This window comes from Streptomyces sp. NPDC086989 (assembly GCF_044745505.1).
Classification (GTDB): Bacteria; Actinomycetota; Actinomycetes; order Streptomycetales; family Streptomycetaceae; genus Streptomyces.
In genome coordinates this window covers 620,362-642,148 of the sequence record NZ_JBIVAL010000004.1, presented here as the reverse complement: position 1 = coordinate 642,148, position 21,787 = coordinate 620,362, and the positions used below count along the sequence as shown (strand labels likewise).

Genomic DNA, 21,787 nt, shown 5'->3' with positions numbered 1-21,787 from the left:
CTGGCGTTGATTTTTGGCACGCTGTTGAGTTCTCAAGGAACGGACGCTTCCTTTGTACTCACCCTCGCGGGCTTTCCTCCGGGCTTTCGTTCTTCGTTTCCAACTCTACCAGATCATTTCCGCTGTCGTTTCCGACTTGGATTTGAATTCGGTGGCCGTTGGGGGCCTTTGCCTTTCGGCGTTCCACCACTTTAGCGCTTATCCCTTGCGGCTCATAATCGAGCCACTGGATTCGAATTCGGGCGCGCCGAAATCGACCCCGCCAGGGGTGCGTCGTTGGTAGTGGGTTGGCCGCTCCGGGGTCTGCTGATGGCAGTGCCCCGTTCAAGCGGCTCGGACTACGTTAGGCGTCCGCCAAGGGCGAGTCAAGTTGAGCGGCGGCGTGGCGCGTGGGCGCGGTACGGGCTGACCGTCGGGTCGTGGGTGATCCAGTAGCGGTAGGGATGGCCGGCTCCGGCGCCGCCCACTCCCGTGCGGGGACCGTTGCTCACCAGGTCGGACGACGTGGCGGTGCCGGTCAGGAGCTCCAGCGGGGAATCGGGGCCGGCGCAGAGGTCGGTGCCGTCCAGGGAACGGTCGATCGCCAGGGCAGTGGCCAGGCGGGCCGGCCCTCTGGCCAGTTCTCGGTCACTTCTGGCTGAAAGTCGACGTTTGCGGGCCAGCTCGGCGCCCACGGTGATTTCACCCGCGCGCAGCAGGACCCCGCTCGCGTGGCCCGGCGGCCCGCACACCAGGTTGAGGCTGAACCACATGCCATAGATGAAGTAGACGTACGCATGTCCGGGCGGACCGAACATCGATGCGTTGCGTGCGGTGCGTCCGCGGTAGGCGTGGGAGCCGGGGTCGGCCTCCCCCTCGTACGCCTCCACCTCGGTGATGCGGAGTTCCAGCGGGCCCTCCGGTGTACGGCGGACGAGGGTGCGGCCGAGGAGGTCCGGGGCCACGGTGAGGACCGGCCGGTCGAAGAAGGACCGGGTCAGGGGCGTACGGTCGGGGCGCGCGGTCATCCGGTCGAGCGTAGTCGAACGCGCACGTGTGCAACCGGGGCCTAAGGTTCCGCGTTTGTCAGGGTGTACTCGTAAGCGGTAGTCGCACGAGCCTTCAAGGGGAGTCAGAGCATGGGGTTCAAGAAGCTGTTCGCGGCGCTGGGTGCCGGCGGTGCTTCGGTGGACACGATCATCACCGAGCCGAACGTCGTGCCGGGCGGGATCGTCCAGGGCGAGGTCCGCATCCAGGGCGGTTCCGTGGAGCAGCAGATCGAGGGCCTGTCCGTCGGCCTGCAGGCGCGGGTCGAGGTGGAGGGCGGCGACCAGGAGTACAAGCAGGACGTCGTCTTCACGAAGCAGCGCCTCGGCGGTGCCTTCCAGGTGCAGCCGGGTGCCCTGCACGTGGTGCCCTTCGGGCTGGAGATCCCGTGGGAGACGCCGATCACCCACTTCGGGGGTCAGCACCTGCACGGGATGAACATCGGGGTCAGCACGGAGCTGGAGATCGCGCGTGCGGTGGACGCCGGCGACCTCGACCCGATCAACGTGCACCCGGTGCCGGCGCAGCAGGCGATCCTGGACGCGTTCCGTCAGCTCGGCTTCAGCTTCCGCAGCGCGGACATGGAGCGCGGGCACATCCGCGGCACGCGCCAGACGCTGCCGTTCTACCAGGAGATCGAGTTCCTGCCGCCGTCGCAGTACCGCGGGCTGAACCAGGTGGAGCTGACCTTCATCTCGGACGGCCGTGAGATGGACGTCGTCCTGGAGATGGACAAGAAGTCGGGGCTGTTCACCGAGGGCAGCGACACGTACCGCTGCTTCCAGGTGGGGCTGCAGTCGTACCAGGGGACCGACTGGGCGGCGTACCTCAACCAGTGGATCGCGTCCGTGGGTTCGCAGCGCAACTGGTTCTAGGCTCGGGCCCGGTACCGGCCGGTACCGGTTCGCGATCAGGAGGTTCAGCAGTGGCCGAGCAGAACAGGGCGCCCCTTCCGCACGACTTCCACCCCCGGGTGCACGCGTTCTCCGTGGAGAGTGCCGATCTCGAACCCGGTGGGGAGCTGGGCGACGCCCAGGTCCTGCGGGGCGGGAACGTCTCGCCGCACCTGCGGTGGGAGGGGTTCCCGGAAGGGACGAAGAGCTTCGCCGTGACGTGCTTCGACCCGGACGCCCCGACGGGCAGCGGGTTCTGGCACTGGGTGCTCTTCGATCTGCCGGCCTCGGTCACCGAGCTGCCGGCCGGGGCGGGCAGCGGGAAGTTCGAGGGCCTGCCCGCCGGGGCCGTGCACGTTCGCAACGACTACGGCACGCAGGACTTCGGCGGGGCCGCTCCGCCGGCCGGGGAGCGGCACCGGTACGTGTTCACCGTGTACGCGGTGGACCAGGAGAAGCTGGGCCCCGGTGCGGACGTCTCGCCGGCGGTCGTCGGATTCAACCTGCGCTTCCACACGTTGGGACGGGCGCAGCTGATCGGTGAGTACGAGGCCCCCGCGAGCTGATCGTTCGCCGCGCGTTTGCCCGGTCCTGGTCTAAAGACGACCAGGACCGGGCATTTTTATTGCGTTGTCCCGCGTGGCGCGCGCGGCCAGAGTGGTTGCGGGCCCTGCCGCCAGGGTGGTCGCGGGCCTGCACACGGGAGGTGGGCGAGATGCGGGACACGCTGGTGCTGAATGCGAGCTTCGAGCCGCTGTCGACGGTGACGTTGAACCGGGCTGTGGTCCTGGTGCTCCAGGACAAGGCCGTCGTCGAACAGTCTCATCCCGAGCTGCGTGTGCGCGGTGCCAGCATGGACCTTCCGATGCCCCGGGTGATCAGGCTGTGCAGGTACGTACGGGTGCCGTTCCGAAGACATGCTCCCTGGTCACGGAGGGGGGTGTTGGTCCGGGACCAACACCGTTGCGCGTACTGCGGGAAGCGCGCGACGACCGTGGACCACGTCCTTCCCCGGGCGCAGGGCGGTGGGGACACGTGGTTGAACACGGTGGCCTCCTGTGCCGAGGACAACCACCGCAAGGCGGCGCGGACTCCGGAGGAGGCGGGGATGCCGCTCCTCCGGAAGCCGTTCGTGCCGTCTCCGGCGGATGCGATGCTGCTGGCCCTGGGGGTGGCGGCCGGTGATGCGCTCCCGGAGTGGCTGGAGCGCTCCGCTTCGTAAGGCTGTATGACCGCTGGTCCGCTGGGTGGCGTATTTCGGGTACGTCGCTCAGCGGAGCACGAGCTGGACGATGGCGATGACGCCGACGGCCACGATCACCGCGCGGAGCACGGTCGGTGAGAGGCGTCGGCCGACCTTGGCGCCGATCTGGCCGCCCAGGGTGGAGCCGACGGCGATCAGGAGCACGGCCGTCCAGTCGAACTCGGCGACGAAGAGGAAGACGACGGCCGCGATGCCGTTCACGAGGGCGGCGATGACGTTCTTGACGGCGTTGATGCGTTGCATGTCCTCGTGGAGCAGCAGGCCCATCAGGCCGAGGTAGAGCACGCCCTGGGCGGCGCCGAAGTAGCCCCCGTAGGCGCTGGAGAGCAGCATCCCCGTCAGCAGGGCGGGGCCGCCGTCGGGGTGTGCACCGTCTCCTCCGGCGGCTTCCTGGCGTGTGCGCAGGGCCGCGGCGAGCCGGGGCTGGAGGATGACGAGCACGAGGGCGAGTCCGATGAGGACGGGCACGATCGTGTCGAAGGAGTCCGACGGCAGGGTGAGCAGCAGGACGGCGCCGGCGAATCCCCCGACGAGGGAGACGGCGCCGAGCCGGAGGATGCGGCCGCGCTGGCCCCGCAGCTCCTTGCGGTAGCCGATGGCCCCGCTGATGGAGCCGGGCACCAGGCCGAGGGTGTTGGACACGTTGGCGGTGACCGGCGGGAGTCCGGTGGCGAGCAGCACCGGGAAGGTGATGAGCGTGCCGGATCCGACGATGGTGTTGATGGTGCCGGCGCCGATGCCGGCCGCGAAGACCGCGAGTGATTCCCACAGGGACATCGAGAACAGAGACGTGGACATGGACTGGGCCATCCCCTTTGCAGAGTGAGTCGCCTCCCCGCCATGAAGGTCGAGGGGCCTCACTGATCATGCAACAGGGGATGCCGGTCCGGGTCGGCGGGTGCTAGTCGATCGGGGGCTGTTCGCGCCGGTCCGTGCCGTTCGCCGCCTTGCCCCCGCCGTTGCCGTCGGCTCCCGCGGCCTTGCCGGTGTTCTGCGGGTTGAAGCCCGTACCGCCGCCCATGGGGCCGAAGTTGCCCATGGCTCCCGAGAGGCCCTTGAGGGCGTCTCCGATCTCGCTGGGCACGATCCAGAGCTTGTTGGCGTCGCCCTCGGCGATCTTCGGGAGCATCTGGAGGTACTGGTAGGCGAGGAGCTTCTGGTCGGCGTCTCCGGCGTGGATGGACTCGAAGACCGTGCGGATGGCCTGGGCCTCGCCCTCGGCCTTCAGTGCGGCGGCCTTGGCCTCACCCTCGGCGCGCAGGATGGAGGACTGCTTCTCACCTTCGGCGCGCAGGATCTCGGACTGCCGGACGCCCTCGGCCTGGAGGATCGCGGCGCGCTTGTCGCGGTCGGCGCGCATCTGCTTCTCCATCGAGTCCTGGATGGAGGTCGGCGGCTCGATCGCCTTGAGCTCGACGCGGTTGACGCGGATGCCCCACTTCCCGGTGGCCTCGTCGAGGACTCCGCGCAGGGCGGCGTTGATCTCCTCGCGGGAGGTCAGGGTCCGTTCGAGGTCCATGCCGCCGATGATGTTGCGCAGGGTGGTGACGGTGAGCTGCTCGATGGCCTGGATGTAGCTGGCGACCTCGTACGTCGCGGCGCGGGCGTCGGTCACCTGGTAGTAGATGACGGTGTCGATGTTGACGACCAGGTTGTCCTGGGTGATGACCGGCTGCGGCGGGAACGGCACGACCTGCTCGCGCAGGTCGATGCGGTTGCGGATCGAGTCGATGAACGGCACGACGATGTTGAGGCCCGCGTTGAGGGTGCGCGTGTAGCGGCCGAAGCGTTCGACGATGGCGGCGCTGGCCTGGGGGATCACCTGGATCGTCTTGACCAGGGCGATGAAGACCAGGACCACCAGGATGATCAGGACGATGATGATCGATGACATGCGGTTCCCCGTGCCCTTTCCGGCTGTCCGTGCTGCCCCGTTGATCGGAGTCTCGCAGACCCCGGGGCCGCGGGTCGGCTCCTTGGCTCAAGCTCGCGGGATCACATCACGACGGCGGTGGCTCCGTCGATCTCCACGACGTCGACCTGCTGGCCCGGTTCGAAGCTGCTGTCCGCGTCGAGGGTGCGGGCGGACCAGATCTCGCCCGCGAGTTTGATACGGCCTCCCCTGCCGTCGACGCGTTCGAGGACGAGCGCGCTTCTGCCCTTCAACGCGTCGATCCCGCTGCGGTGTTGGGGACGCTGCTCGCGGTGGCGGTTGGCGATCGGCCGGACGACGGCCACGAGCGCCACGGACACGGTCACGAAGACCAGGACCTGGGCGACCGGTCCGCCGCCGAACGCCGCCGTGACGGCGGCGGCGAGCGCGCCGACGGCGAACATGCCGAACTCGGGCATCGCCGTCAGGACGAGCGGGATGCCCAGTCCGACCGCGCCGATGAGCCACCACAGCCACGCGTCGATGTTCACATGGTCATGGTAGGTCGGGCGGGTGCGGTCGGGACAGGGTGCGACGGTCCCCGTACGGGGCGTACGGGTGCCGGTTCGCGGGAGGTTGCCTAGCGGAGCGGGAGGCCCTGGGCGGTCCAGCGGTCGCTGTCGTTGCGCTCGACGACGAGGGGGAGGCCGAAGCAGAGCGACAGGTTGCGGGAGGTGAGTTCGAGGTCGATCGGGCCCGCGGTGACGACCTTGCCCTGGCGGATCATCAGGACGTGGGTGAAGCCGGGGGCGATCTCCTCGACGTGGTGCGTGACCATCACCATGGACGGCGCGAGCGGGTCGCGGGCGAGGCGGCCGAGGCGGCGTACGAGGTCCTCGCGGCCGCCGAGGTCGAGGCCGGCGGCGGGCTCGTCGAGGAGGAGGAGCTCGGGGTCGGTCATCAGGGCGCGGGCGATCAGGGTGCGCTTGCGCTCGCCCTCGGAGAGGGTGCCGAACTTCCGGTCGAGGTACTCGGTCATGCCGAGGCGGTCGAGGAAGGCGCGGGCGCGCTGCTCGTCGATCTCCTCGTACTCCTCCTGCCAGGTCGCCGTCATGCCGTAGGCGGCGGTGAGGACGGTCTGCAGGACGGTCTGGCGCTTGGGGAGCTTGTCGGCGAGCGCGATGCCGGCGACGCCGATGCGCGGGCGCAGCTCGAAGACGTCGCTGCCGGGCTTGCCGAGGGTGCTGCCGAGGATGGTGGCGGCGCCCTTGGTGGGGAAGAGGTAGCTGGAGGCGAGGTTCAGCAGCGTGGTCTTGCCGGCGCCGTTGGGGCCGAGGATCACCCAGCGCTCCCCCTCCTTCACCGACCAGGAGACCTGGTCCACCAGAGCCCGGCCCTCGCGGACCACGGATACGTCCACCAGCTCCAGAACATCGCTCATGAGCGTGTTGTCTCCCCTTGCAGTCTCGGTTTCGTCTGTGCACCGGTAGGCGCAGCCCCAGGGGAAAACCTACGCCACTCGGCGAGGGGTCCGGGCGCCAGGTTGGCCGCGGGGCCCGATCCGGGTCGATCCGTAAAGTGGGGGGATGCTTTTCGAACCACGTTCAGGGCGGTTGGCCGCCTGGGGGAACGCGCTGCTGGCCGGACTGGTCTCGCCCGACGAGGCCGTGTCGTCGATCGTGGGCGAGGACGCCGTGCACCGGGTGGTGGGGGTCCCCCCAGCGAAGCGAGGGGGAGGGCTGCCGGGCGAATCGGGTCCGGTGGGCCTGACGCTGGCGCTCGGGCGGCTCCGGGCGCTGGGGGTGACCGGGCTGCGGGTGGCGCTGCCGGCGCCGGGACACCCGCTGGGGCTGAGCGGGCCCGCGGAGTTCAATGCGCGGGCTCTGGATGCCGGGGAGGCGGTGGTCGCGGTGGGCGCGGCGGTGGGCCTGGTGCCGGAGGTGGCCGAGGCCGGGCCGGGCCGCGGGGACCTGCACGTCTCGGTGACGTGGCACTGCCTGCCGGTACGGGAGGCCCCGCCGGCGGACGTGCCGTCGCTCGGTGAGGCGGAGCGGGAGCTGGCGGAGGCGCTGCGCGAGGCGACGGTGGTCCTGACGCGGCTGGACGTGGCGGGCTCCGGGCCGGTGGCGGAGGCCGCGCTGTCGGCGTACCGGGCACGGGCGGAGGCCGGGCGGGAGGTGCTGGCGCCGGGGTATCCGCCGCGGGCGGTGCGGGTGCTGGCGCTGGCGCAGCGGGTGGACCTGCTGGTGTCGCTGGCGTACGAGCACGGGCCGGGCGGTGCGGTGGCCGCCTCGGAGATGGCAGCGCGGACGGAGGCGCTGCGGCCGGTGGAGCGGGTGGCGCGCCGGGCGCTGGTGGCGGCGTACAACGCGGCCGTCGAGGAACGCGAGCGGGGCTGAGGGCCGTTCCGTAGGACCGGCCAGGGTGTGGCGCGGCCCCGCTTCCCGGGGAGAGTGGGGGGAAGCGGGGCCGGGGCCGTGGGGGTGGGGTCAGGCGTTGACGCCCGTGTTGCCCCAGACGCCGTTCAGCAGGCCGATCACCGTGACGGTGTTGCCGACCACGTTCACCGGGACGTCGACGGGGACCTGGACCTGGTTCCCGGAGGCGACGCCCGGCGAGCCCGCGGCCTGGCCCTCGGCGGACGCACCGCCGTGCGCCGAGGAGATGCCGGCGCCCGCGGCAAGGAGACCGCCCGCGATCATGGTGACGGCAGTGGCCTTCTTGATGTTCTTCACGTTCTTCGTCCTCCAGTACGTCTGCCGCGGCCAGCCGCCGCGGCACGTCATGAAGAACGGTCATCCGACGAACCGGATGCGCCATGTGGGCGACATACACCCGACCGTATGAAATTCGGGATGGAGCCGGACGGTGCTGTCCCGCCCGGGTTCAGTCCGTGATCCCGTGCCTGACCGCCCACAACGCCGCCTGGGTGCGGTCCGCGAGGTCCAGCTTCATCAGGATGTTCGAGACGTGCGTCTTGACCGTCTTCTCCGACAGCACGAGCGCGCGGGCGATTTCCCGGTTGGAGCGGCCGTCCGCGATGAGCGACAGGACCTCCTGCTCCCGCTCGGTCAGCGAGCCGCCCCGGCTCGACGAGGGCTGGCCGTCCTCGGAGAGCAGGGCCTGCGCCACCTCCGGCTGGAGCAGCACGTGCCCGGCGTGGACGGAGCGGATGGCTCCGGCCAGGGCCTCGGGGTCGATGTCCTTGTAGACGTATCCCGCGGCGCCGCCGCGCAGGGCCGGCACCACCGTGCGCTGCTCGGTGAAGCTGGTGACGACCAGCACCCGCGCCGGGTGCGCCAGCGCACGCAGCCTGCGCAGGGCCTCGATGCCGTCGGTTCCCGGCATCTTGATGTCCATGAGGATCACGTCGGGCCGCAGCTCCTCGGCCCGGGCCACGCCCTCCTCACCGTCGGCGGCCTCCCCGACCACCTCGATGTCGTCCTGGACCTCCAGGAAGGTGCGCAGGCCTCGGCGGACGACCTGGTGGTCGTCCACGAGGAGCACGCGGATGGGTGTGTCAGCCACCGGGGACCTCCATCTCGATCGTGGTGCCCGTTCCGGGCTCCGAGTGCACGGTGAGGCGGCCGCCGACGCCGCTCGCCCGGTCCCCCATGGAGACGAGGCCGAGGTGACGCCCGGCCGCGCGGATGGAGGAGGGGGAGAAGCCCCTTCCGTCGTCGGTGACGGTCAGCACGGCTCCCGCGGCCCGGCGGGCGAGGGTGACCTCGACGCGGTCGCCGCCCGAGTGCCGCAGGGCGTTGTGGAGGGCCTCCTGGGCGACCCGGAGCAGCGCCTCCTCCTGGGTCGCTGGGAGGGCCCGTACACCGTCACAGGTGAAGGTGACGTGCGCGGTGTGGGCGCGGTCGAGCACGCGGACCTGGTCGCGGAGGGTCGCGACCAGGCCGTCCTCGTCGAGGCCGGCCGGGCGCAGCTCGGTCACGGCGGCCCGCAGCTCGTCGGCGGCCTCCGCGGCGAGGGCGGCGACCTGGTGGAGTTCGCCCTTGGCCCGGGCCGGGTCGCGGTCGACGAGGGCCGCGGCGGCCTGGGCGGTCAGCCGGAGCGAGAAGAGCTTCTGGGCGACGGCGTCGTGCAGCTCGTGGGCGAGGCGGGAACGCTCCTCGGCGATGGTGAGCTCGCGGCTGCGCTCGTAGAGCCGGGCGTTGGTGAGCGCGATCGCCGCGTGCTGGGCGAGGAGTGCGAGGAGCTCCTCGTCCTCCTCGGTGAACCCGCCCGGGCTGCGTTTGTTCGCGAGGAAGAGGGCGGCGAGGGTCTCCTCGCCGTCGCGGACGGGCTGCCCGAGGAAGTCGGACATCTCGGGGTGGGCCGGGGGCCAGCCCTCGAAGCGCGGGTCCTTTCGCACGTCGGCCAGCCGCTCGGGGCCCTCCTGGTGGAGCATCGCGGCGAGGATGCCGTGCTGGCGGGGCAGCGGGCCGATCCGGCGCCACTGTTCCTCGCTGATGCCGTCCACGACGAACTGGGCGAACCCGCCGTGGTCGTCGGGGACGCCCAGGGCCGCGTACTCGGCGTCGAGCAGCTCGCGGGCGGAGACGACGATCGTGCGCAGCACGTCGCGGACCTCCAGTCGGCGGCTCATGGCGAGCAGGGCGGTACTGACGGCGGCGAGGCCGCTGCGGGGGCCGCCGAACCCGGGGCTGGCTGTCATGAGGTCACCGTACTCGCGGCTCTGACCTGCGGGATCGGGCTGCGGCCCCAGGGCGGGGGGCCGGAAGTCCTCGTCCGCAGGGAGGGGGCCCGGGGGGCCGTCTGCGCCCTGGGGATGAGGGCGGCCGGGGGTTTCTGGTCCTCAGGTCGGAGAATTTCGCTACTCATTGCATTGCTACAGCAACGCATGGTGAGACCGTTACAGAGCCGATGTGAGCCCGCGCATAGGACCCAGGTCACTTACGAAGGAGCCTAGTGGCCACGTAAAGACGTTGTCAGCACTGTTGCGCCTAGCACCGGGCCCGGAATTCCGGGCTCAACGGCCGCCCCTGATCCACTAAGCGGCATCGTACGTCACACCTTTGCCAGGCGATTTTGCCCCCGCTAAGAATTGCTCCCGTCGCACAGCGCCGCGGATCCCGGATCCCAGCGGCGCTTTCCTGCGGCTCCCGCTATTCGAAGAGGTTGCTACGCATGTCCAAGACCAGCACCCCCGGCCACAGTCGTCGCATGACGAAGGCGCACAAGATGTCCTTCGCCGCGCTCGCCACCATCGGCGCCGCCGCCCTGGCCGCCACCGTCGTCCCCGCCGGCACCGCCGACGCCGAGACGACCGTGACCGCCGCCCCCGTGGCGTGGACCCAGGCCGTCGAGAGTGTCCAGGCCAAGACCGTGCAGCACCTCAGCACCCAGACCAAGCTGGCCACGGACGCCGCGAAGCTGGAGGCCGCGGTGAAGGCCAAGGCCGCCGCGGCCGCGAAGGCGAAGGCCGACGCCGAGGCGAAGGCCAAGGCCGAGGCGAAGGCGAAGAAGGACCGCGAGGCGAAGGCTGCCGCCAGCCGTTCCGCGGTCCGCCAGCCGGTCTACGCGAACAACCTTGACGGCTGGATCAAGGAGTCGCTGGCGATCATGAAGGCGCACAAGATTCCGGGCACCTACAACGGCCTGTACAAGAACATCATGCGCGAGTCGAGCGGCAACCCGCGGGCGATCAACAACTGGGACATCAACGCCCAGAACGGTGTGCCCTCGAAGGGTCTGCTCCAGATCATCAAGCCGACCTTCCTCGCGTACCACGTGCCCGGCACCCCGCTGGACCAGTACCACCCGGTCGCCAACATCGTGGCCTCGGCGAACTACGCCGCCCACCGTTACGGCTCGATCGACAACGTCAACAGCGCCTACTGAGGGCCGCTGGCGGGCGGAGCAACCCCCATGCGCCTCAGGGCGGCACCCGGTGTCCGGGTGCCGCCCTGAGGCGTTGGTGCGGGGTTGTTCGCCGGAGCGGGTCCGACCGGCCGGAGCGAGTCCGGCTAGTTGCTAGTTGCGCATGACCTCCGGCTCGTGGCGGCGCAGCAGCTTCTGCACGGCGAAGCCGCAGGCGACGCCGAGGAGCAGCAGGATCGTGATGTTCACGCCCCACTGGGCGACCGAGTGCTCCCAGAGCGGGTCGGTGTTGGTCGGGTTCTGCTGGTCCCACGGCGGCATGAGCTTGCCGAGGTTCAGCGTGGTGCCGGCGGCGGCGACGGCCCAGCGGGAGGGCATCAGCCAGGCGAACTGCTCCAGGCCCGGGGAGTCGTACACCTGGAAGAGGATGCCGGTGAACACGACCTGGACGATCGCGAACATGACCAGCAGCGGCATGGTCTTCTCGGCGGTCTTCACCAGCGAGGAGATCACGAGGCCGAACATCATCGAGGTGAAGCCGAGCGCGGTGACCGACAGGCAGAGCTCGACGGCCGGCGGCATGAGCAGGCCCTCGGTGGGCAGGTCGCGCGGGGTGAAGCCGATGGCGCAGATGACCGCGCCCTGGATGGCCGTGATGAAGCCGAGGACGATCACCTTCGACATGAGGTACGCCGACCGCGACAGGCCGGTGGCGCGCTCGCGCTCGTAGATGACGCGTTCCTTGATCAGCTCACGGACCGAGTTCGCGGCGCCCGAGAAGCACATGCCGACGCAGAGGATCAGCATGATCGTGCCGGCGTCGCCGTTGAACCGCGACGGCGGGGTCGGCGGCGCGAGGCCGAAGGTCGCGGGGATGACCGTCGAGACCACGCCCAGGACCGCGGGCAGGATCAGCATGAGGGCCATGAAGCCCTTGTCGGACGCGATCACCGAGACGTAGCGGCGGACCAGGGTCCACAGCTGGTCGCCCCAGCCCTGCGCCTTCGGCGGCATCATCTGCTGCATCGGCGGCATGGCGACCTGCTGGGGGGCGACCGCGTCGAGGTCGGCGGCGTACAGCTGGTAGTGCTGCGAGCCCTTCCAGCGGCCGGCCCAGTCGTAGTCGCGGTAGTTCTCGAAGGCCGAGAAGACGTCCGCCCACGTGGTGTAGCCGAAGAAGTTCAGCGCCTCGTCCGGCGGGCCGAAGTACGCGACCGAACCGCCCGGGGCCATGACCAGCAGCTTGTCGCACAGGGACAGCTCGGCGACGGAGTGGGTGACGACCAGGACGGTGCGGCCGTCGTCGGCGAGGCCGCGCAGCAGCTGCATGACGTCGCGGTCCATGCCCGGGTCGAGGCCGGAGGTCGGCTCGTCCAGGAAGATCAGCGAAGGCTTGGTGAGGAGCTCCAGGGCCACGGACACGCGCTTGCGCTGACCACCCGAGAGCGCGGTGATCTTCTTGTCCTTGTGGATGTCGAGCTTGAGCTCGCGCAGGACCTCGTCGATGCGGGCGGCGCGCTCGGCCTCGGCGGTGTCGCCGGGGAAGCGGAGCTTGGCCGCGTACTTGAGCGCCGTGCTGACCTTCAGCTCCTTGTGCAGGATGTCGTCCTGCGGGACCAGGCCGATGCGCTGGCGGAGCTCCGCGAACTGCTTGTACAGGTTGCGGTTGTCGTAGAGGACGTCGCCCTGGTTGGCGGGCCGGTAGCCGGTCAGCGCCTTGAGCAGCGTCGACTTCCCGGAGCCGGAGGGGCCGATGACGCCGATGAGCGACTTCTCCGGGACGCCGAAGGTGACGTCCTTGAGGATCTGCTTGCCGCCGTCGACCGTCACCGTGAGGTGGCGGGCCGAGAAGGAGACGTCACCGGTGTCGACGAACTCCTCGAGCCGGTCACCGACGATCCGGAACGTCGAGTGGCCGACGCCGACGATGTCGTTCGGGCCGAGCAGCGCGGTGCCGGACTTGGCCAGCGGCTGGCCGTTGACGTAGGTGCCGTTGTGGCTGCCGAGGTCGTGGATCTCGAAGCGGCCGCCCGCGGAGCGGAACTCCGCGTGGTGGCGCGAGACCTGGAGGTCCGAGACGACGAGCTCGTTCTCCAGCGCACGGCCGATCCGCATCACGCGGCCGACGGCGATCTGGTGGAACGTCGTCGGGCTGCGGTCACCGCCGTAGGCGGGACCCGCGCCCTGCTGCTGCGGCAAGTGCGGCTGCTGCGGCTGCTGGTGGGCGGCGGGCTGCTGCGCCTGCTGCTGCCAGGCCTGCTGCTGCGGCTGCTGGGCCTGTGCGGGCGCCTGGTAGGCCGGGGCCGCCTGCTGGGCCGGAGCCTGGTAGGCGGGCGCCTGGGCCTGGTAGGCCGGGGCCGCCTGCTGCGGTACGGCCTGCTGCGGTACGGCGGCGGCGCTCAGATTCAGCCGCGGGCCGTCGGTGGCGTTGCCCAGGTGTACCGGGGTGCCCGGTACGAGCTCCGTCTGCTGGACCCGCGCGCCGTGCACGTAGGTGCCGTTGGTGCTGCCGTGGTCCTCGATGCCCCAACCCCGGCCGTTCCAGGCGATGGTGGCATGCCGCCACGACACCCGGGCGTCATCGATCACCACGTCTCCCTGGGGGTCGCGCCCCAGCGAGTACGACCTGGACGGATCGAGCGTCCAGGTCCTTCCGTTCAATTCCAGTACGAGTTCCGGCACTCCAGCCCCACTTAAGTCCCCCGAGAATCCCCCTGACGCCAGGGAGTCCGACGTCAGGGAGTCTAGGGATGGCGAACATCCGGGGGAACTATTTCAGGCCTGCGGCCACATGTGGAATCGGGGCCTTCCCGGGGGCGTCTACGTCTGCCCGTTGACGGGGGTGAAAGTCACCCGGAGAGTGAGATACGGGACTTCTCGCCCCGGCCGGGCCCCGTCCCGCCCGGCTCGCGCACACCGCACGCGCACACCGCACGCACACCGCACGCACGGCAGGTCGTTCTGCACGTATCGGGGGCACGCATGCGCCGTATTCGCTGGGGGGACGTGCTCTTGCCGGCCCTCGCCGCCACCGGCTGGGCCTTCGTCACCATGGCCGGCGTCGCCGCCCTGGGGCTCCACCTGCTCGGCGCCGACGCCCGGGGGTCCCTCGGGGCGATGACGGCCGCCGTGGTGGTCCTGGCGGCCGGCGGCACGGTGACCCCGTCGGGCGACGTCCCGGTCCCCGGCATCACCGGGCCGGGAGTGCAGACCTCCCTGGACGTCATGCCGCTCGGGGTGGGGCTGGCCGGGGCGCTGGTCCTGGCGCGGGTCTTCCTGCGCTCGCTGCGGACCGGGGCGCCGCCGGGGGAACTCGCCGTGCGGACGGTGGCGGTGACGGCGCTGTTCGTCGCCGCGGCGGGCGGTCTGGCCCGGGCCGGGCACGACGTGGTCGCCCTGGACGGGCCGCGGCTGCCGAGGACACCGCCGGAGCTGGTGGTCCCCGGGATCGGTGACATCGGCGCAGCGCTGCCGGACCGCGTCGGCGACCTGATCGACATCCAGGTCACGGTGGGGTTCTCGGTGGATTCCGGGCCGACGCTGCTGGGCGCGGCGGTGTGGGTGTCGGCCGTACTGGCGGTGGCGCTGCTCGCTTCGCGACGCGGGCCGGCGGCGTTCGCCCGGCTGCGGCCCGCCGTGTCGGCGCTGGTGACGGCGCTGCTGGTGGCGGTGGTGGCCGGGCTGGGGGCCGCGGTGTGGGCCGCCGCGGGTGACGGGCATCCGGGGCGGGTCCTGGGCGCGGCCCTGCTGGGGGCGCCGAACGGGGCGTGGACGGGGGTGCTGCTGGGGCTGTTCGTTCCGTTCGACGGCCGGGTCACGGGCATTCTGGGGCGCCTGCTGCCGGATCCGCTGGACGATCTGCTCGGGGTGCCCGCGCCGGAGCCGGTGACGGTGTCCCGGCTCGCGGAGTACGACGGCCGCCTCTGGCTGCTGGTCGCCGGGGCGGGGCTGCTGCTGCTCTGCGCCGGTGTGCTGGCCGCCGTACGGACTCCCGGGCGCGGGATCGCGGAGTGCGCGGTGCGGCTGTCGGCGTCGACGGCGGTGGCACTGGCGGTGCTGGTGCGGCTGACGGGCGTGTCGGTCGGGGGTCCCGCCGGCGGAGCCGGCGGAGTCTGGCCGTCGGTGCTCGGGGTCGACGCGGTGGACGCCGGGGTGCGGCTGTGGGGCGACACGCTGTTGGCGCTGCTGCTCGGGGCGGCCTGGGGTGCGGTGGCGGGCGGTGCGGGGGCCCTGCTGGCCGGGCGGCGCCGTCCGCGGGCGTCGGCGTCGGCGGGTGCGTGGGGCGGAGCCGCGGGAGCGGCCCGGCCGTGGGGAGCCGCTGGCGGGGGTCCCGATGCGCCGACGGCCCCGTACCGGCCGCCGCCGGGGCGGCCGGACCCGTACGCCCGCCCGGCCCACGGGCGGGACCCGGAGCCGGAACCGGACCCCGGGCCGGACGGGTCCTGGGACGTCACGATCACCTGGCTGCCCCGTGCACCCCGCCGGCGCCCGGCCCCGCCCCACCGGCCGCCGTTCACGCCGCCCCCACCACCTCCCGCGCCGCCACCGCCGAGGCCCCCGAGGCCCCCGGACTGAGCTGCCGGACCGGGCGGGGCATATCGAACACGGCCGTCCGCGGGGCCGCCCCGAAGCCACTGGCACCTGCCCTTCCGCTCCCGTTCATCCCCTCGCCACTCCCCCGCCGTCCCCCGGGCGCCCGCCCCGGGCGGCGGCGGAGGGCCCTGCGCCGCAAAATGGTTCCGGCAGGTGGGACGGGGGTCCAAGCACGGAGGGCGGGAAGATACGGTGAGGGCACCATGAGCGCTTCGCAGACCTCCGACGTCCCCACCCTCCTCGTCAAGATCTTCGGCAAGGACCGTCCCGGGATCACCGCCGGGCTGTTCGACACCCTCGCCGCCTACTCCGTCGACGTCGTCGACATCGAGCAGGTCGTCACCCGTGGCCGCATCGTCCTGTGCGCCCTCGTCACCCAGCCCGCCGGCGGCGCCGAGGGCGAGCTGCGGGCCACCGTCCACAGCTGGGCCGAGTCGCTCAAGATGCAGGCCGAGATCCTCTCCGGCACCGGCGACAACCGGCCGCGCGGCAGCGGCCGTTCCCACGTCACCGTGCTCGGGCACCCGCTCACCGCCGAGTCCACGGCCGCCATCGCCGCCCGCATCACCGCGACCGGCGGCAACATCGACCGCATCTTCCGGCTCGCCAAGTACCCCGTCACGGCAGTCGAGTTCGCCGTCTCCGGCTGCGAGACCGAGCCGCTGCGCACCGCCCTGGCCACCGCCGCCTCGCACATCGGCGTCGACGTGGCCGTGGTCTCGGCCGGTCTGCACCGTCGGGCCCAGCGCCTGGTCGTCATGGACGTGGACTCGACGCTGATCCAGGACGAGGTCATCGAGCTGTTCGCGGCGCACGCCGGCTGCGAGGCCGAGGTCGCCGAGGTGACCGAGCGCGCCATGCGCGGCGAGCTGGACTTCGAGCAGTCGCTGCACGCCCGGGTGAAGCTGCTGGCCGGGCTGGACGCCTCCGTCGTGGACAAGGTCCGCTCCGAGGTGCGGCTCACGCCGGGCGCCCGGACCCTGATCCGCACCCTCAAGCAGCTCGGCTACCAGGTCGGCGTGGTCTCCGGTGGGTTCACGCAGGTGACGGACGACCTCCAGGAGCGGCTGGGGCTCGACTTCGCCTCGGCCAACACCCTGGAGATCGTCGACGGGAAGCTGACCGGCCGGGTCACCGGCGAGATCGTGGACCGGGCGGGCAAGGCACGGCTGCTGCGGCGTTTCGCGTCCGAGGCCGGCGTTCCGCTGGCCCAGACGGTGGCCATCGGCGACGGCGCCAACGACCTGGACATGCTGAACGCTGCCGGGCTGGGCGTCGCCTTCAACGCCAAGCCGGTGGTCCGCGAGGCCGCGCACACGGCGGTGAACGTGCCGTTCCTGGACGCGGTGCTGTACCTGCTGGGGGTCACCCGGGAAGAGGTCGAGGCCGCGGGCCTGACCTGAGCCGCCCGTCCGCCCCTCTGCCCGCCACGAGGACGGGCCCCGGCGCGATCGATCCGCCGGGGCCCGTCCTCGTACGCGTACTCAGTGGTCCTTGGGCGTCCAGTAGTCCAGCAGCGTGCCCACTCCGTGCTCCACGGACTTCCAGGAGCCGGTGAAGGAGACGACGGCGAAGGCCGCGGTCGGGAACCCGGTACGGGTCATCCTCGTCGCGGTGTCGCCCTCCGCGCGCCCGGAGAGGGCGTCGGCGAGTGCGTGCATGCCGGGGTTGTGGCCGATGACGAGGAGATCGCGGACGTCGTCCGAGGTCTCGTTCAGCAGGGCGATGAGCTCGCCGAGCGAGGCGTCGTACAACCGCTCCTCGTAGTGGGTCTTCGGCCGGTGCGGCATCTCCTGGACGGCGAGCTTCCAGGTCTCGCGGGTGCGGGCCGCGGTGGAGCAGAGGGCCAGGTCGAAGGTGATGCCGGTCTCGGCCAGCTTCAGTCCGACGGCCGGTGCGTCCTTGCGGCCGCGTTCCGCCAGCGGGCGTTCGTGGTCGGCCACATCGGGCCAGTCGGCCTTGGCGTGCCGGAGGAGGACGATCCTGCGGGGTGTGTCGGCGCTCATGGCTCCCAGCTTCGCACGGATCGAGCCACGGAGCGCAGGGTGTTGGAGCGCCCGGCGGCGCGTGCGGGGCGGCTGCCGGCACGCGTCGCGCCCGTGCGCCCGGCGGTCCGGGCGGGGTGCCCCGTCAGCCGACGACGCGCAGGATCCGTTCGGTGACCTGGAGGATCGCGGAGGCCTCTCCGGTGGCGGCGTGGGCCTGGCCGGAGCCGGCGAGGAGCATCAGCAGGAGGCCGAACGCGAGCGCGGGAAGGGCCGGCGCCCACCAGTGCAGCCGGGTGCTCGCGCCGCGGACTCGCGGGCGGGGGCCGGGGATGTTCCGGGACGTCATGGGGGCCGACATGGCCGCCTCCGTGGGTGCGCGGGGTGGGACTGGCTCGCTCTCTTCGAATCTATGGATCCGAAGCCGCGGTTCCCATCCGGGGCACACCCCAGTCGACCCTGAACCTGACCCCCTAGGGGTTGGGGGGTTGTCCCCACCCTGCCCCGGGGGTCGTCCCCACCGGCCCCTAAGGGCTGACGACGGACGCGATGACGGAGATGATCACGGTCACGACGAGCATCGCGCCCAGCACCATGCCGAGCTTCTTGTGACTGTTCTGCGGGTTGGGTTCGAGTACGGGCGACATGCCGCTCAGTCTCCCATGCCGCATTCGTCCTCGATCGTGCGGTCCCGGCCGGCCAGGACGCCCAGCGCGATCTGTGGGACCAGCAGACCCGCCATGACGGTCAGGGGCAGGTCCCAGCCCCCGCTGTGCTGGTAGAGCGTGCCGATGAGGAGCGGCCCGGGGATGGAGATCAGGTAGCCGACGCTCTGCGCGAAGGCGGACAGCTTGACGACTCCGGCCGGGGACTTGGCGCGCAGCCCGATCATCGTGATGACGAGGGGGAAGGCGCAGTTGGAGACGCCGAGCAGGAGCGCCCAGGCCCAGGCTCCGGCGGCGGGGGCGCAGTGCAGGCCGCTGTACCCGACGAGCCCGAAGACGCCGAGGGTGGCGGCGATGGCCCCCTGGTTGCGCATCCGGCCGGCCAGGTTGGGGATGACGAAGGCGAGCGGGACGCCCATGACCATGGTGACGGCGAGCAGGACGCCGGCGGTGCCGGCGGAGACCCCGGCGTCGCGGAAGATCTGCGGGAGCCAGCCCATGGTGATGTACGCACCGGTGGCCTGGAGGCCGAAGTAGCAGGCCAGGGCCCAGGCGGTACGGCTGCGGACGATCTTCGGGCCGGCGTCGGCCCGTACGTCCGCGGCGGCCCCGGAGGCGGCGGCCCGCCTCTCCCGCCGGACGGCCGCCGTGACGGGCAGCCAGGGCAGTACGGCGGCCACCGCGAGCACGGCCCAGACCAGCAGGCCCGTTCGCCAGCCGCCGCCGAGGGCGGAGGTCATGGGGACGGTCACGGCGGCGGCGAGCGAGGTGCCGATGGCCAGGGCCATGGAGTACAGGCCGGTCATGGTGCCCACGCGGTCCGGGAACCAGCGCTTGACGATGACCGGGAGCAGCACGTTGGTCAGGGCTATGCCCGCCAGGGACAGGGCGCTGGCGGCGAGGAACCCGACGGCGTCGTCGGTGAAGGGCCGGATCAGCAGGCCGGCCGCGACGGCGCCCATGCCGGCGCAGACGACGGCGGCCGGGCCGAAGCGGCGGGAGAGCCGGGGCGCGGTGACGCCGAAGACGGCGAAGCAGAGCGCGGGGACGGAGGTGATCAGTCCGGCGACGGTGCCGCTCATGCCGAGGCCGGTGCGGACCTCCTCGAAGAGGGCGCCGAGGCTGGTGATGGCGGGCCGCAGGTTGAGGGCGGCCAGCACGATGCCGACGATCAGGACCGGGCCGAGCCAGGTGGGCTGCGGACGCGGGTCCTCGGGAGCGGTGGGGCGGGGCTGTGCGGGTACCGTGCGGGCGGCCTGGGGCCGGTTCAGGGTCCTGATGTCTTCGTCGGGCATAACACCATCATAGAATCATGGGATGATTGACTGTCACCCCCCGTGCTGAACCACCCCGTGCCGAACCACCCCCCGTGCTGAACCATGCTGCACTCGGAGAGGACCCCGCCCGCATGCCGCTGACCTCGCCCCGGCGCTCCGCGCTCGTCGATCAGGTGATCGCCCAGCTCCGGAACCAGATCACGTCCGGCGAATGGCCGGTGGGATCCCGCATCCCCACCGAGCCGGAGCTGGTGGAGCTGCTGGGCGTCGCCCGCAACACCGTGCGGGAGGCCGTCCGGGCCCTTGCGCACAACGGGCTCCTGGACATCCGGCAGGGCTCGGGGACGTACGTCATCGCCACCAGCGAGCTCGCCGGGGTGATGCACCGCCGGTTCGCGGGCGCCGACCCGCGGCACATCGCGGAACTCCGCTCGACGCTGGAGTCCGCGGCCGCCCGGCTGGCGGCGGAGCGGCGCACCGAGCGGGACCTGGGGCAGCTGGACGCACTGCTGGCACGGCGCGAGGAGGCCTGGGAGAGCGGGGACGCGGAGCGGTTCGTCGCGGCGGACGTGGCACTGCACATGGCGGTGGTGGCGGCTTCGCAGAACGAGGTGCTGATCGAGCTGTACGCGGACCTCGGCGACCTGGTGGCCGACTGGCTGCGCACGGACGTGGGCACGGAGCTGGATCCGGCGGCGCACCTGGACCACGCCCGGCTGATCGAGGCGATCCGGCGCGGGGACGGGGACGCGGCGGCGTCGGAGGCGGCGGGCTACCCGTTCGCCTGCCTGGGCCGGAAGCAGCCGGGGCCGGAACCAGCCCGGGCATGAAACCAGCCCGGGCATGAAACCGGCCCGGGCCGGCCGCCCGGCTCACGGGCGGCCGGCGGCTCACAGGCGCCGGCGGCTCACAGGCGCCGGCGGCTCACGGGCGCTGGTGGGTGACCCAGGCCGAGCGGACTTCCTTCCAGCAGCGGCTGGTGAGCTCGACCCGACCGGCCGGCCCGAGGGCGGTGGCGGCGGTGTCCGCGTCCAGGTCCCACCAGCGGTCGCATTCCACGTGCAGGCGCAGGAGGTCGGTCTCCGCGTAGCTGTTGTGGCAGGCCGCCGTGACCTGCGACCCCTCGATCACGGTGTCGCAGTCGGCGCCGAACAGTTCCTCGGCGGCGGGCGGCCCGGTCCGTACGGGCGGCTCGGCGGGGATCTCGTCCAGGTCCACGACGGCCCGGTCCGGCACCTGGTCCGACACCTGCTCCGCCGCGGCGGGTGCCACCGCCTCGGGCCCGGGGGCCGGCTCGCCCCACTCGGGCTGCGCGACGGCTCCCGGGATCAGGCATCCCGTCAGGACCACCGAGGTGACCAGCAGCGATACCGCTCGGCTCCGCCTCGCGCGCACTCCCGTACCTCCTCCCCGCACGAGCCGGGAAGATCCCGACTCGGTCAGTTTGCAGGTATCCGTCCCGGTTTTCGACTCGGGAAGACCCGGTCGGAGGTCGGACATCCGATCGAGTGTGCCGCCGGGATCCCCGCCCCCGCGGGCACGAACGGCGGCGGCCGCGCCCCCCGGAAGGGAGACGCGGCCGCCGCCGTACGGACGTACGCGTGCCGCTCAGGCACCCATCGCGTGCAGGCCGCCGTCCACGTGGACGATCTCGCCGGTGGTCTTCGGGAACCAGTCCGACAGCAGGGCCACGACGCCCTTGCCCGCCGGCTCCGGGTCGCTCATGTCCCACTCCAGCATGGAGCGGGAGTTCCAGACGTCGGCCAGCTCCGAGAAGCCCGGGATGGACTTCGCGGCCATCGAGCCGATCGGACCGGCGGAGACCAGGTTGCAGCGGATGTTCTCCTTGCCCAGGTCACGGGCGAGGTAGCGGCTGGTGGCCTCCAGCGCGGCCTTGGCCGGGCCCATCCAGTCGTACTGCGGCCAGGCGTACTGGGCGTCGAAGGTGAGGCCGACGACGGCCGCGCCCTCCGCCGGGAACAGCGGCTTGCACGCCATGGTCAGCGACTTCAGCGAGAACGCCGAGACGTGCATCGCGGTCGCGACCGACTCGAACGGGGTGTTCAGGAAGTTGCCGCCCAGGGCGTCCTGCGGGGCGAAGCCGATGGAGTGCACGACGCCGTCGAGGCCGCCGAGCTCGTCGCGGACGAGGCCCTCCAGGCGGGCCAGGTGCTCGTCGTTGGTGACGTCGAGCTCGATCACCTTGACCGGCTTCGGCAGCTTCTTGGCGATGCGCTCGGTCAGCGTCGGACGCGGGAACGCCGTGAGGATGACCTCGGCGCCCTGCTCCTGGGCCAGCTTGGCGGTGTGGAAGGCGATGGACGACTCCATCAGCACCCCGGTGATGAGGATGCGCTTGCCGTCGAGAATTCCGCTCAT

At 71.7% G+C, this 21,787-nt stretch carries 24 protein-coding genes; 9 read left to right on the top strand and 15 right to left on the bottom strand.

Annotation, left to right across the window (positions count from 1 at the left end; all coding sequences use genetic code 11):
* Positions 1 to 195: hypothetical protein (locus ACIPK4_RS12825; RefSeq protein ID WP_402311757.1), on the top strand; the 195-nt coding region annotated here is incomplete at its 5' end.
* 170 nt (positions 196 to 365) lie between these two features.
* On the opposite strand, the gene ACIPK4_RS12820 is transcribed toward ACIPK4_RS12825, so the two are convergent.
* Positions 366 to 1,007, bottom strand: a complete 642-nt coding sequence (locus ACIPK4_RS12820; protein ID WP_402311755.1) for a DNA-3-methyladenine glycosylase — start codon at positions 1,005 to 1,007, stop codon at positions 366 to 368.
* Between the two features lie 111 nt (positions 1,008 to 1,118).
* On the opposite strand from ACIPK4_RS12820, the gene ACIPK4_RS12815 reads away from it, so the two are divergent.
* The 3 genes from ACIPK4_RS12815 to ACIPK4_RS12805 all read left to right on the top strand — a co-directional run bounded on the left by ACIPK4_RS12815 (position 1,119) and on the right by ACIPK4_RS12805 (position 3,141).
* Positions 1,119 to 1,901, top strand: a complete 783-nt coding sequence (locus tag ACIPK4_RS12815; RefSeq protein ID WP_054222285.1) for a sporulation protein — start codon at positions 1,119 to 1,121, stop codon at positions 1,899 to 1,901.
* A 50-nt stretch (positions 1,902 to 1,951) separates the two neighbouring features.
* The gene (locus ACIPK4_RS12810) at positions 1,952 to 2,485 is read left to right on the top strand and encodes a YbhB/YbcL family Raf kinase inhibitor-like protein (RefSeq protein ID WP_054222284.1); all 534 of its coding nucleotides are present in this window, start codon (positions 1,952 to 1,954) and stop codon (positions 2,483 to 2,485) included.
* Between the two features lie 149 nt (positions 2,486 to 2,634).
* Positions 2,635 to 3,141 (top strand): HNH endonuclease, encoded by a 507-nt coding sequence (locus ACIPK4_RS12805; protein ID WP_402311752.1) that lies wholly within the window; start codon positions 2,635 to 2,637, stop codon positions 3,139 to 3,141.
* A gap of 48 nt (positions 3,142 to 3,189) precedes the next feature.
* Here the strand turns inward: ACIPK4_RS12805 and ACIPK4_RS12800 are convergent, their stop codons facing one another.
* From ACIPK4_RS12800 to ACIPK4_RS12785, 4 genes are all read right to left on the bottom strand, one after another.
* The gene (locus ACIPK4_RS12800) at positions 3,190 to 3,960 is read right to left on the bottom strand and encodes a sulfite exporter TauE/SafE family protein (RefSeq protein ID WP_054222288.1); all 771 of its coding nucleotides are present in this window, start codon (positions 3,958 to 3,960) and stop codon (positions 3,190 to 3,192) included.
* Between the two features lie 124 nt (positions 3,961 to 4,084).
* Positions 4,085 to 5,077, bottom strand: coding sequence for an SPFH domain-containing protein (locus ACIPK4_RS12795; protein ID WP_054222282.1), 993 nt, complete (start codon positions 5,075 to 5,077; stop codon positions 4,085 to 4,087).
* Positions 5,078 to 5,178: 101 nt separating this feature from the next.
* Entirely contained in the window at positions 5,179 to 5,607 is a 429-nt protein-coding gene (locus tag ACIPK4_RS12790) for an NfeD family protein (protein ID WP_402311750.1), read from the bottom strand.
* Positions 5,608 to 5,696: 89 nt separating this feature from the next.
* Positions 5,697 to 6,497, bottom strand: a complete 801-nt coding sequence (locus ACIPK4_RS12785) for an ABC transporter ATP-binding protein (RefSeq protein ID WP_054222280.1) — start codon at positions 6,495 to 6,497, stop codon at positions 5,697 to 5,699.
* 145 nt (positions 6,498 to 6,642) lie between these two features.
* On the opposite strand from ACIPK4_RS12785, the gene ACIPK4_RS12780 reads away from it, so the two are divergent.
* Positions 6,643 to 7,455 (top strand): hypothetical protein, encoded by an 813-nt coding sequence (locus tag ACIPK4_RS12780; RefSeq protein WP_402311748.1) that lies wholly within the window; start codon positions 6,643 to 6,645, stop codon positions 7,453 to 7,455.
* A 90-nt stretch (positions 7,456 to 7,545) separates the two neighbouring features.
* Here the strand turns inward: ACIPK4_RS12780 and ACIPK4_RS12775 are convergent, their stop codons facing one another.
* The 3 genes from ACIPK4_RS12775 to ACIPK4_RS12765 all read right to left on the bottom strand — a co-directional run bounded on the left by ACIPK4_RS12775 (position 7,546) and on the right by ACIPK4_RS12765 (position 9,722).
* Positions 7,546 to 7,791 (bottom strand): chaplin family protein, encoded by a 246-nt coding sequence (locus tag ACIPK4_RS12775; protein WP_402311746.1) that lies wholly within the window; start codon positions 7,789 to 7,791, stop codon positions 7,546 to 7,548.
* Positions 7,792 to 7,942: 151 nt separating this feature from the next.
* Positions 7,943 to 8,584: a response regulator transcription factor gene (locus ACIPK4_RS12770; protein WP_054222278.1), complete on the bottom strand. Its 642-nt coding sequence runs from the start codon at positions 8,582 to 8,584 to the stop codon at positions 7,943 to 7,945.
* Positions 8,577 to 9,722, bottom strand: coding sequence for a GAF domain-containing sensor histidine kinase (locus ACIPK4_RS12765; protein WP_402311743.1), 1,146 nt, complete (start codon positions 9,720 to 9,722; stop codon positions 8,577 to 8,579). The genes ACIPK4_RS12770 and ACIPK4_RS12765 overlap by 8 nt, the downstream gene beginning before the upstream one ends.
* A 509-nt stretch (positions 9,723 to 10,231) precedes the next feature.
* On the opposite strand from ACIPK4_RS12765, the gene ACIPK4_RS12760 reads away from it, so the two are divergent.
* Positions 10,232 to 10,909, top strand: a complete 678-nt coding sequence (locus ACIPK4_RS12760) for a transglycosylase SLT domain-containing protein (RefSeq protein WP_402311741.1) — start codon at positions 10,232 to 10,234, stop codon at positions 10,907 to 10,909.
* A 132-nt stretch (positions 10,910 to 11,041) separates the two neighbouring features.
* Here the strand turns inward: ACIPK4_RS12760 and ACIPK4_RS12755 are convergent, their stop codons facing one another.
* Positions 11,042 to 13,570, bottom strand: a complete 2,529-nt coding sequence (locus tag ACIPK4_RS12755) for an FHA domain-containing protein (RefSeq protein ID WP_402311739.1) — start codon at positions 13,568 to 13,570, stop codon at positions 11,042 to 11,044.
* A gap of 324 nt (positions 13,571 to 13,894) precedes the next feature.
* On the opposite strand from ACIPK4_RS12755, the gene ACIPK4_RS12750 reads away from it, so the two are divergent.
* Both ACIPK4_RS12750 and serB read left to right on the top strand, forming a co-directional pair.
* Positions 13,895 to 15,463 (top strand): streptophobe family protein, encoded by a 1,569-nt coding sequence (locus tag ACIPK4_RS12750; RefSeq protein WP_402311736.1) that lies wholly within the window; start codon positions 13,895 to 13,897, stop codon positions 15,461 to 15,463.
* A 221-nt stretch (positions 15,464 to 15,684) separates the two neighbouring features.
* Entirely contained in the window at positions 15,685 to 16,884 is a 1,200-nt protein-coding gene (gene serB, locus ACIPK4_RS12745; RefSeq protein ID WP_054221798.1) for a phosphoserine phosphatase SerB, read from the top strand.
* Positions 16,885 to 16,965: 81 nt separating this feature from the next.
* On the opposite strand, the gene ACIPK4_RS12740 is transcribed toward serB, so the two are convergent.
* The 4 genes from ACIPK4_RS12740 to ACIPK4_RS12725 all read right to left on the bottom strand — a co-directional run bounded on the left by ACIPK4_RS12740 (position 16,966) and on the right by ACIPK4_RS12725 (position 19,426).
* Positions 16,966 to 17,487 (bottom strand): SixA phosphatase family protein, encoded by a 522-nt coding sequence (locus tag ACIPK4_RS12740; RefSeq protein ID WP_402311733.1) that lies wholly within the window; start codon positions 17,485 to 17,487, stop codon positions 16,966 to 16,968.
* 124 nt (positions 17,488 to 17,611) lie between these two features.
* On the bottom strand, positions 17,612 to 17,827 hold the full coding sequence (locus ACIPK4_RS12735; protein WP_402311731.1) for a hypothetical protein: 216 nt from the start codon (positions 17,825 to 17,827) through the stop codon (positions 17,612 to 17,614).
* A 166-nt stretch (positions 17,828 to 17,993) separates the two neighbouring features.
* Positions 17,994 to 18,113: an SGM_5486 family transporter-associated protein gene (locus ACIPK4_RS12730; protein ID WP_376202100.1), complete on the bottom strand. Its 120-nt coding sequence runs from the start codon at positions 18,111 to 18,113 to the stop codon at positions 17,994 to 17,996.
* Between the two features lie 5 nt (positions 18,114 to 18,118).
* Entirely contained in the window at positions 18,119 to 19,426 is a 1,308-nt protein-coding gene (locus tag ACIPK4_RS12725) for a CynX/NimT family MFS transporter (protein WP_402311728.1), read from the bottom strand.
* 113 nt (positions 19,427 to 19,539) lie between these two features.
* Here ACIPK4_RS12725 and ACIPK4_RS12720 point away from each other — a divergent pair, with 113 nt between their 5' ends.
* Complete coding sequence (locus tag ACIPK4_RS12720) at positions 19,540 to 20,238, top strand: FadR/GntR family transcriptional regulator (protein WP_402311823.1); 699 nt, start codon at positions 19,540 to 19,542, stop codon at positions 20,236 to 20,238.
* Positions 20,239 to 20,332: 94 nt separating this feature from the next.
* On the opposite strand, the gene ACIPK4_RS12715 is transcribed toward ACIPK4_RS12720, so the two are convergent.
* Both ACIPK4_RS12715 and fabI read right to left on the bottom strand, forming a co-directional pair.
* Positions 20,333 to 20,803, bottom strand: coding sequence for a hypothetical protein (locus tag ACIPK4_RS12715; protein ID WP_402311727.1), 471 nt, complete (start codon positions 20,801 to 20,803; stop codon positions 20,333 to 20,335).
* Positions 20,804 to 21,016: 213 nt separating this feature from the next.
* A complete protein-coding gene (gene fabI / locus ACIPK4_RS12710) occupies positions 21,017 to 21,787 on the bottom strand; it encodes an enoyl-ACP reductase FabI (protein ID WP_054221794.1) in 771 nt (256 codons plus the stop codon).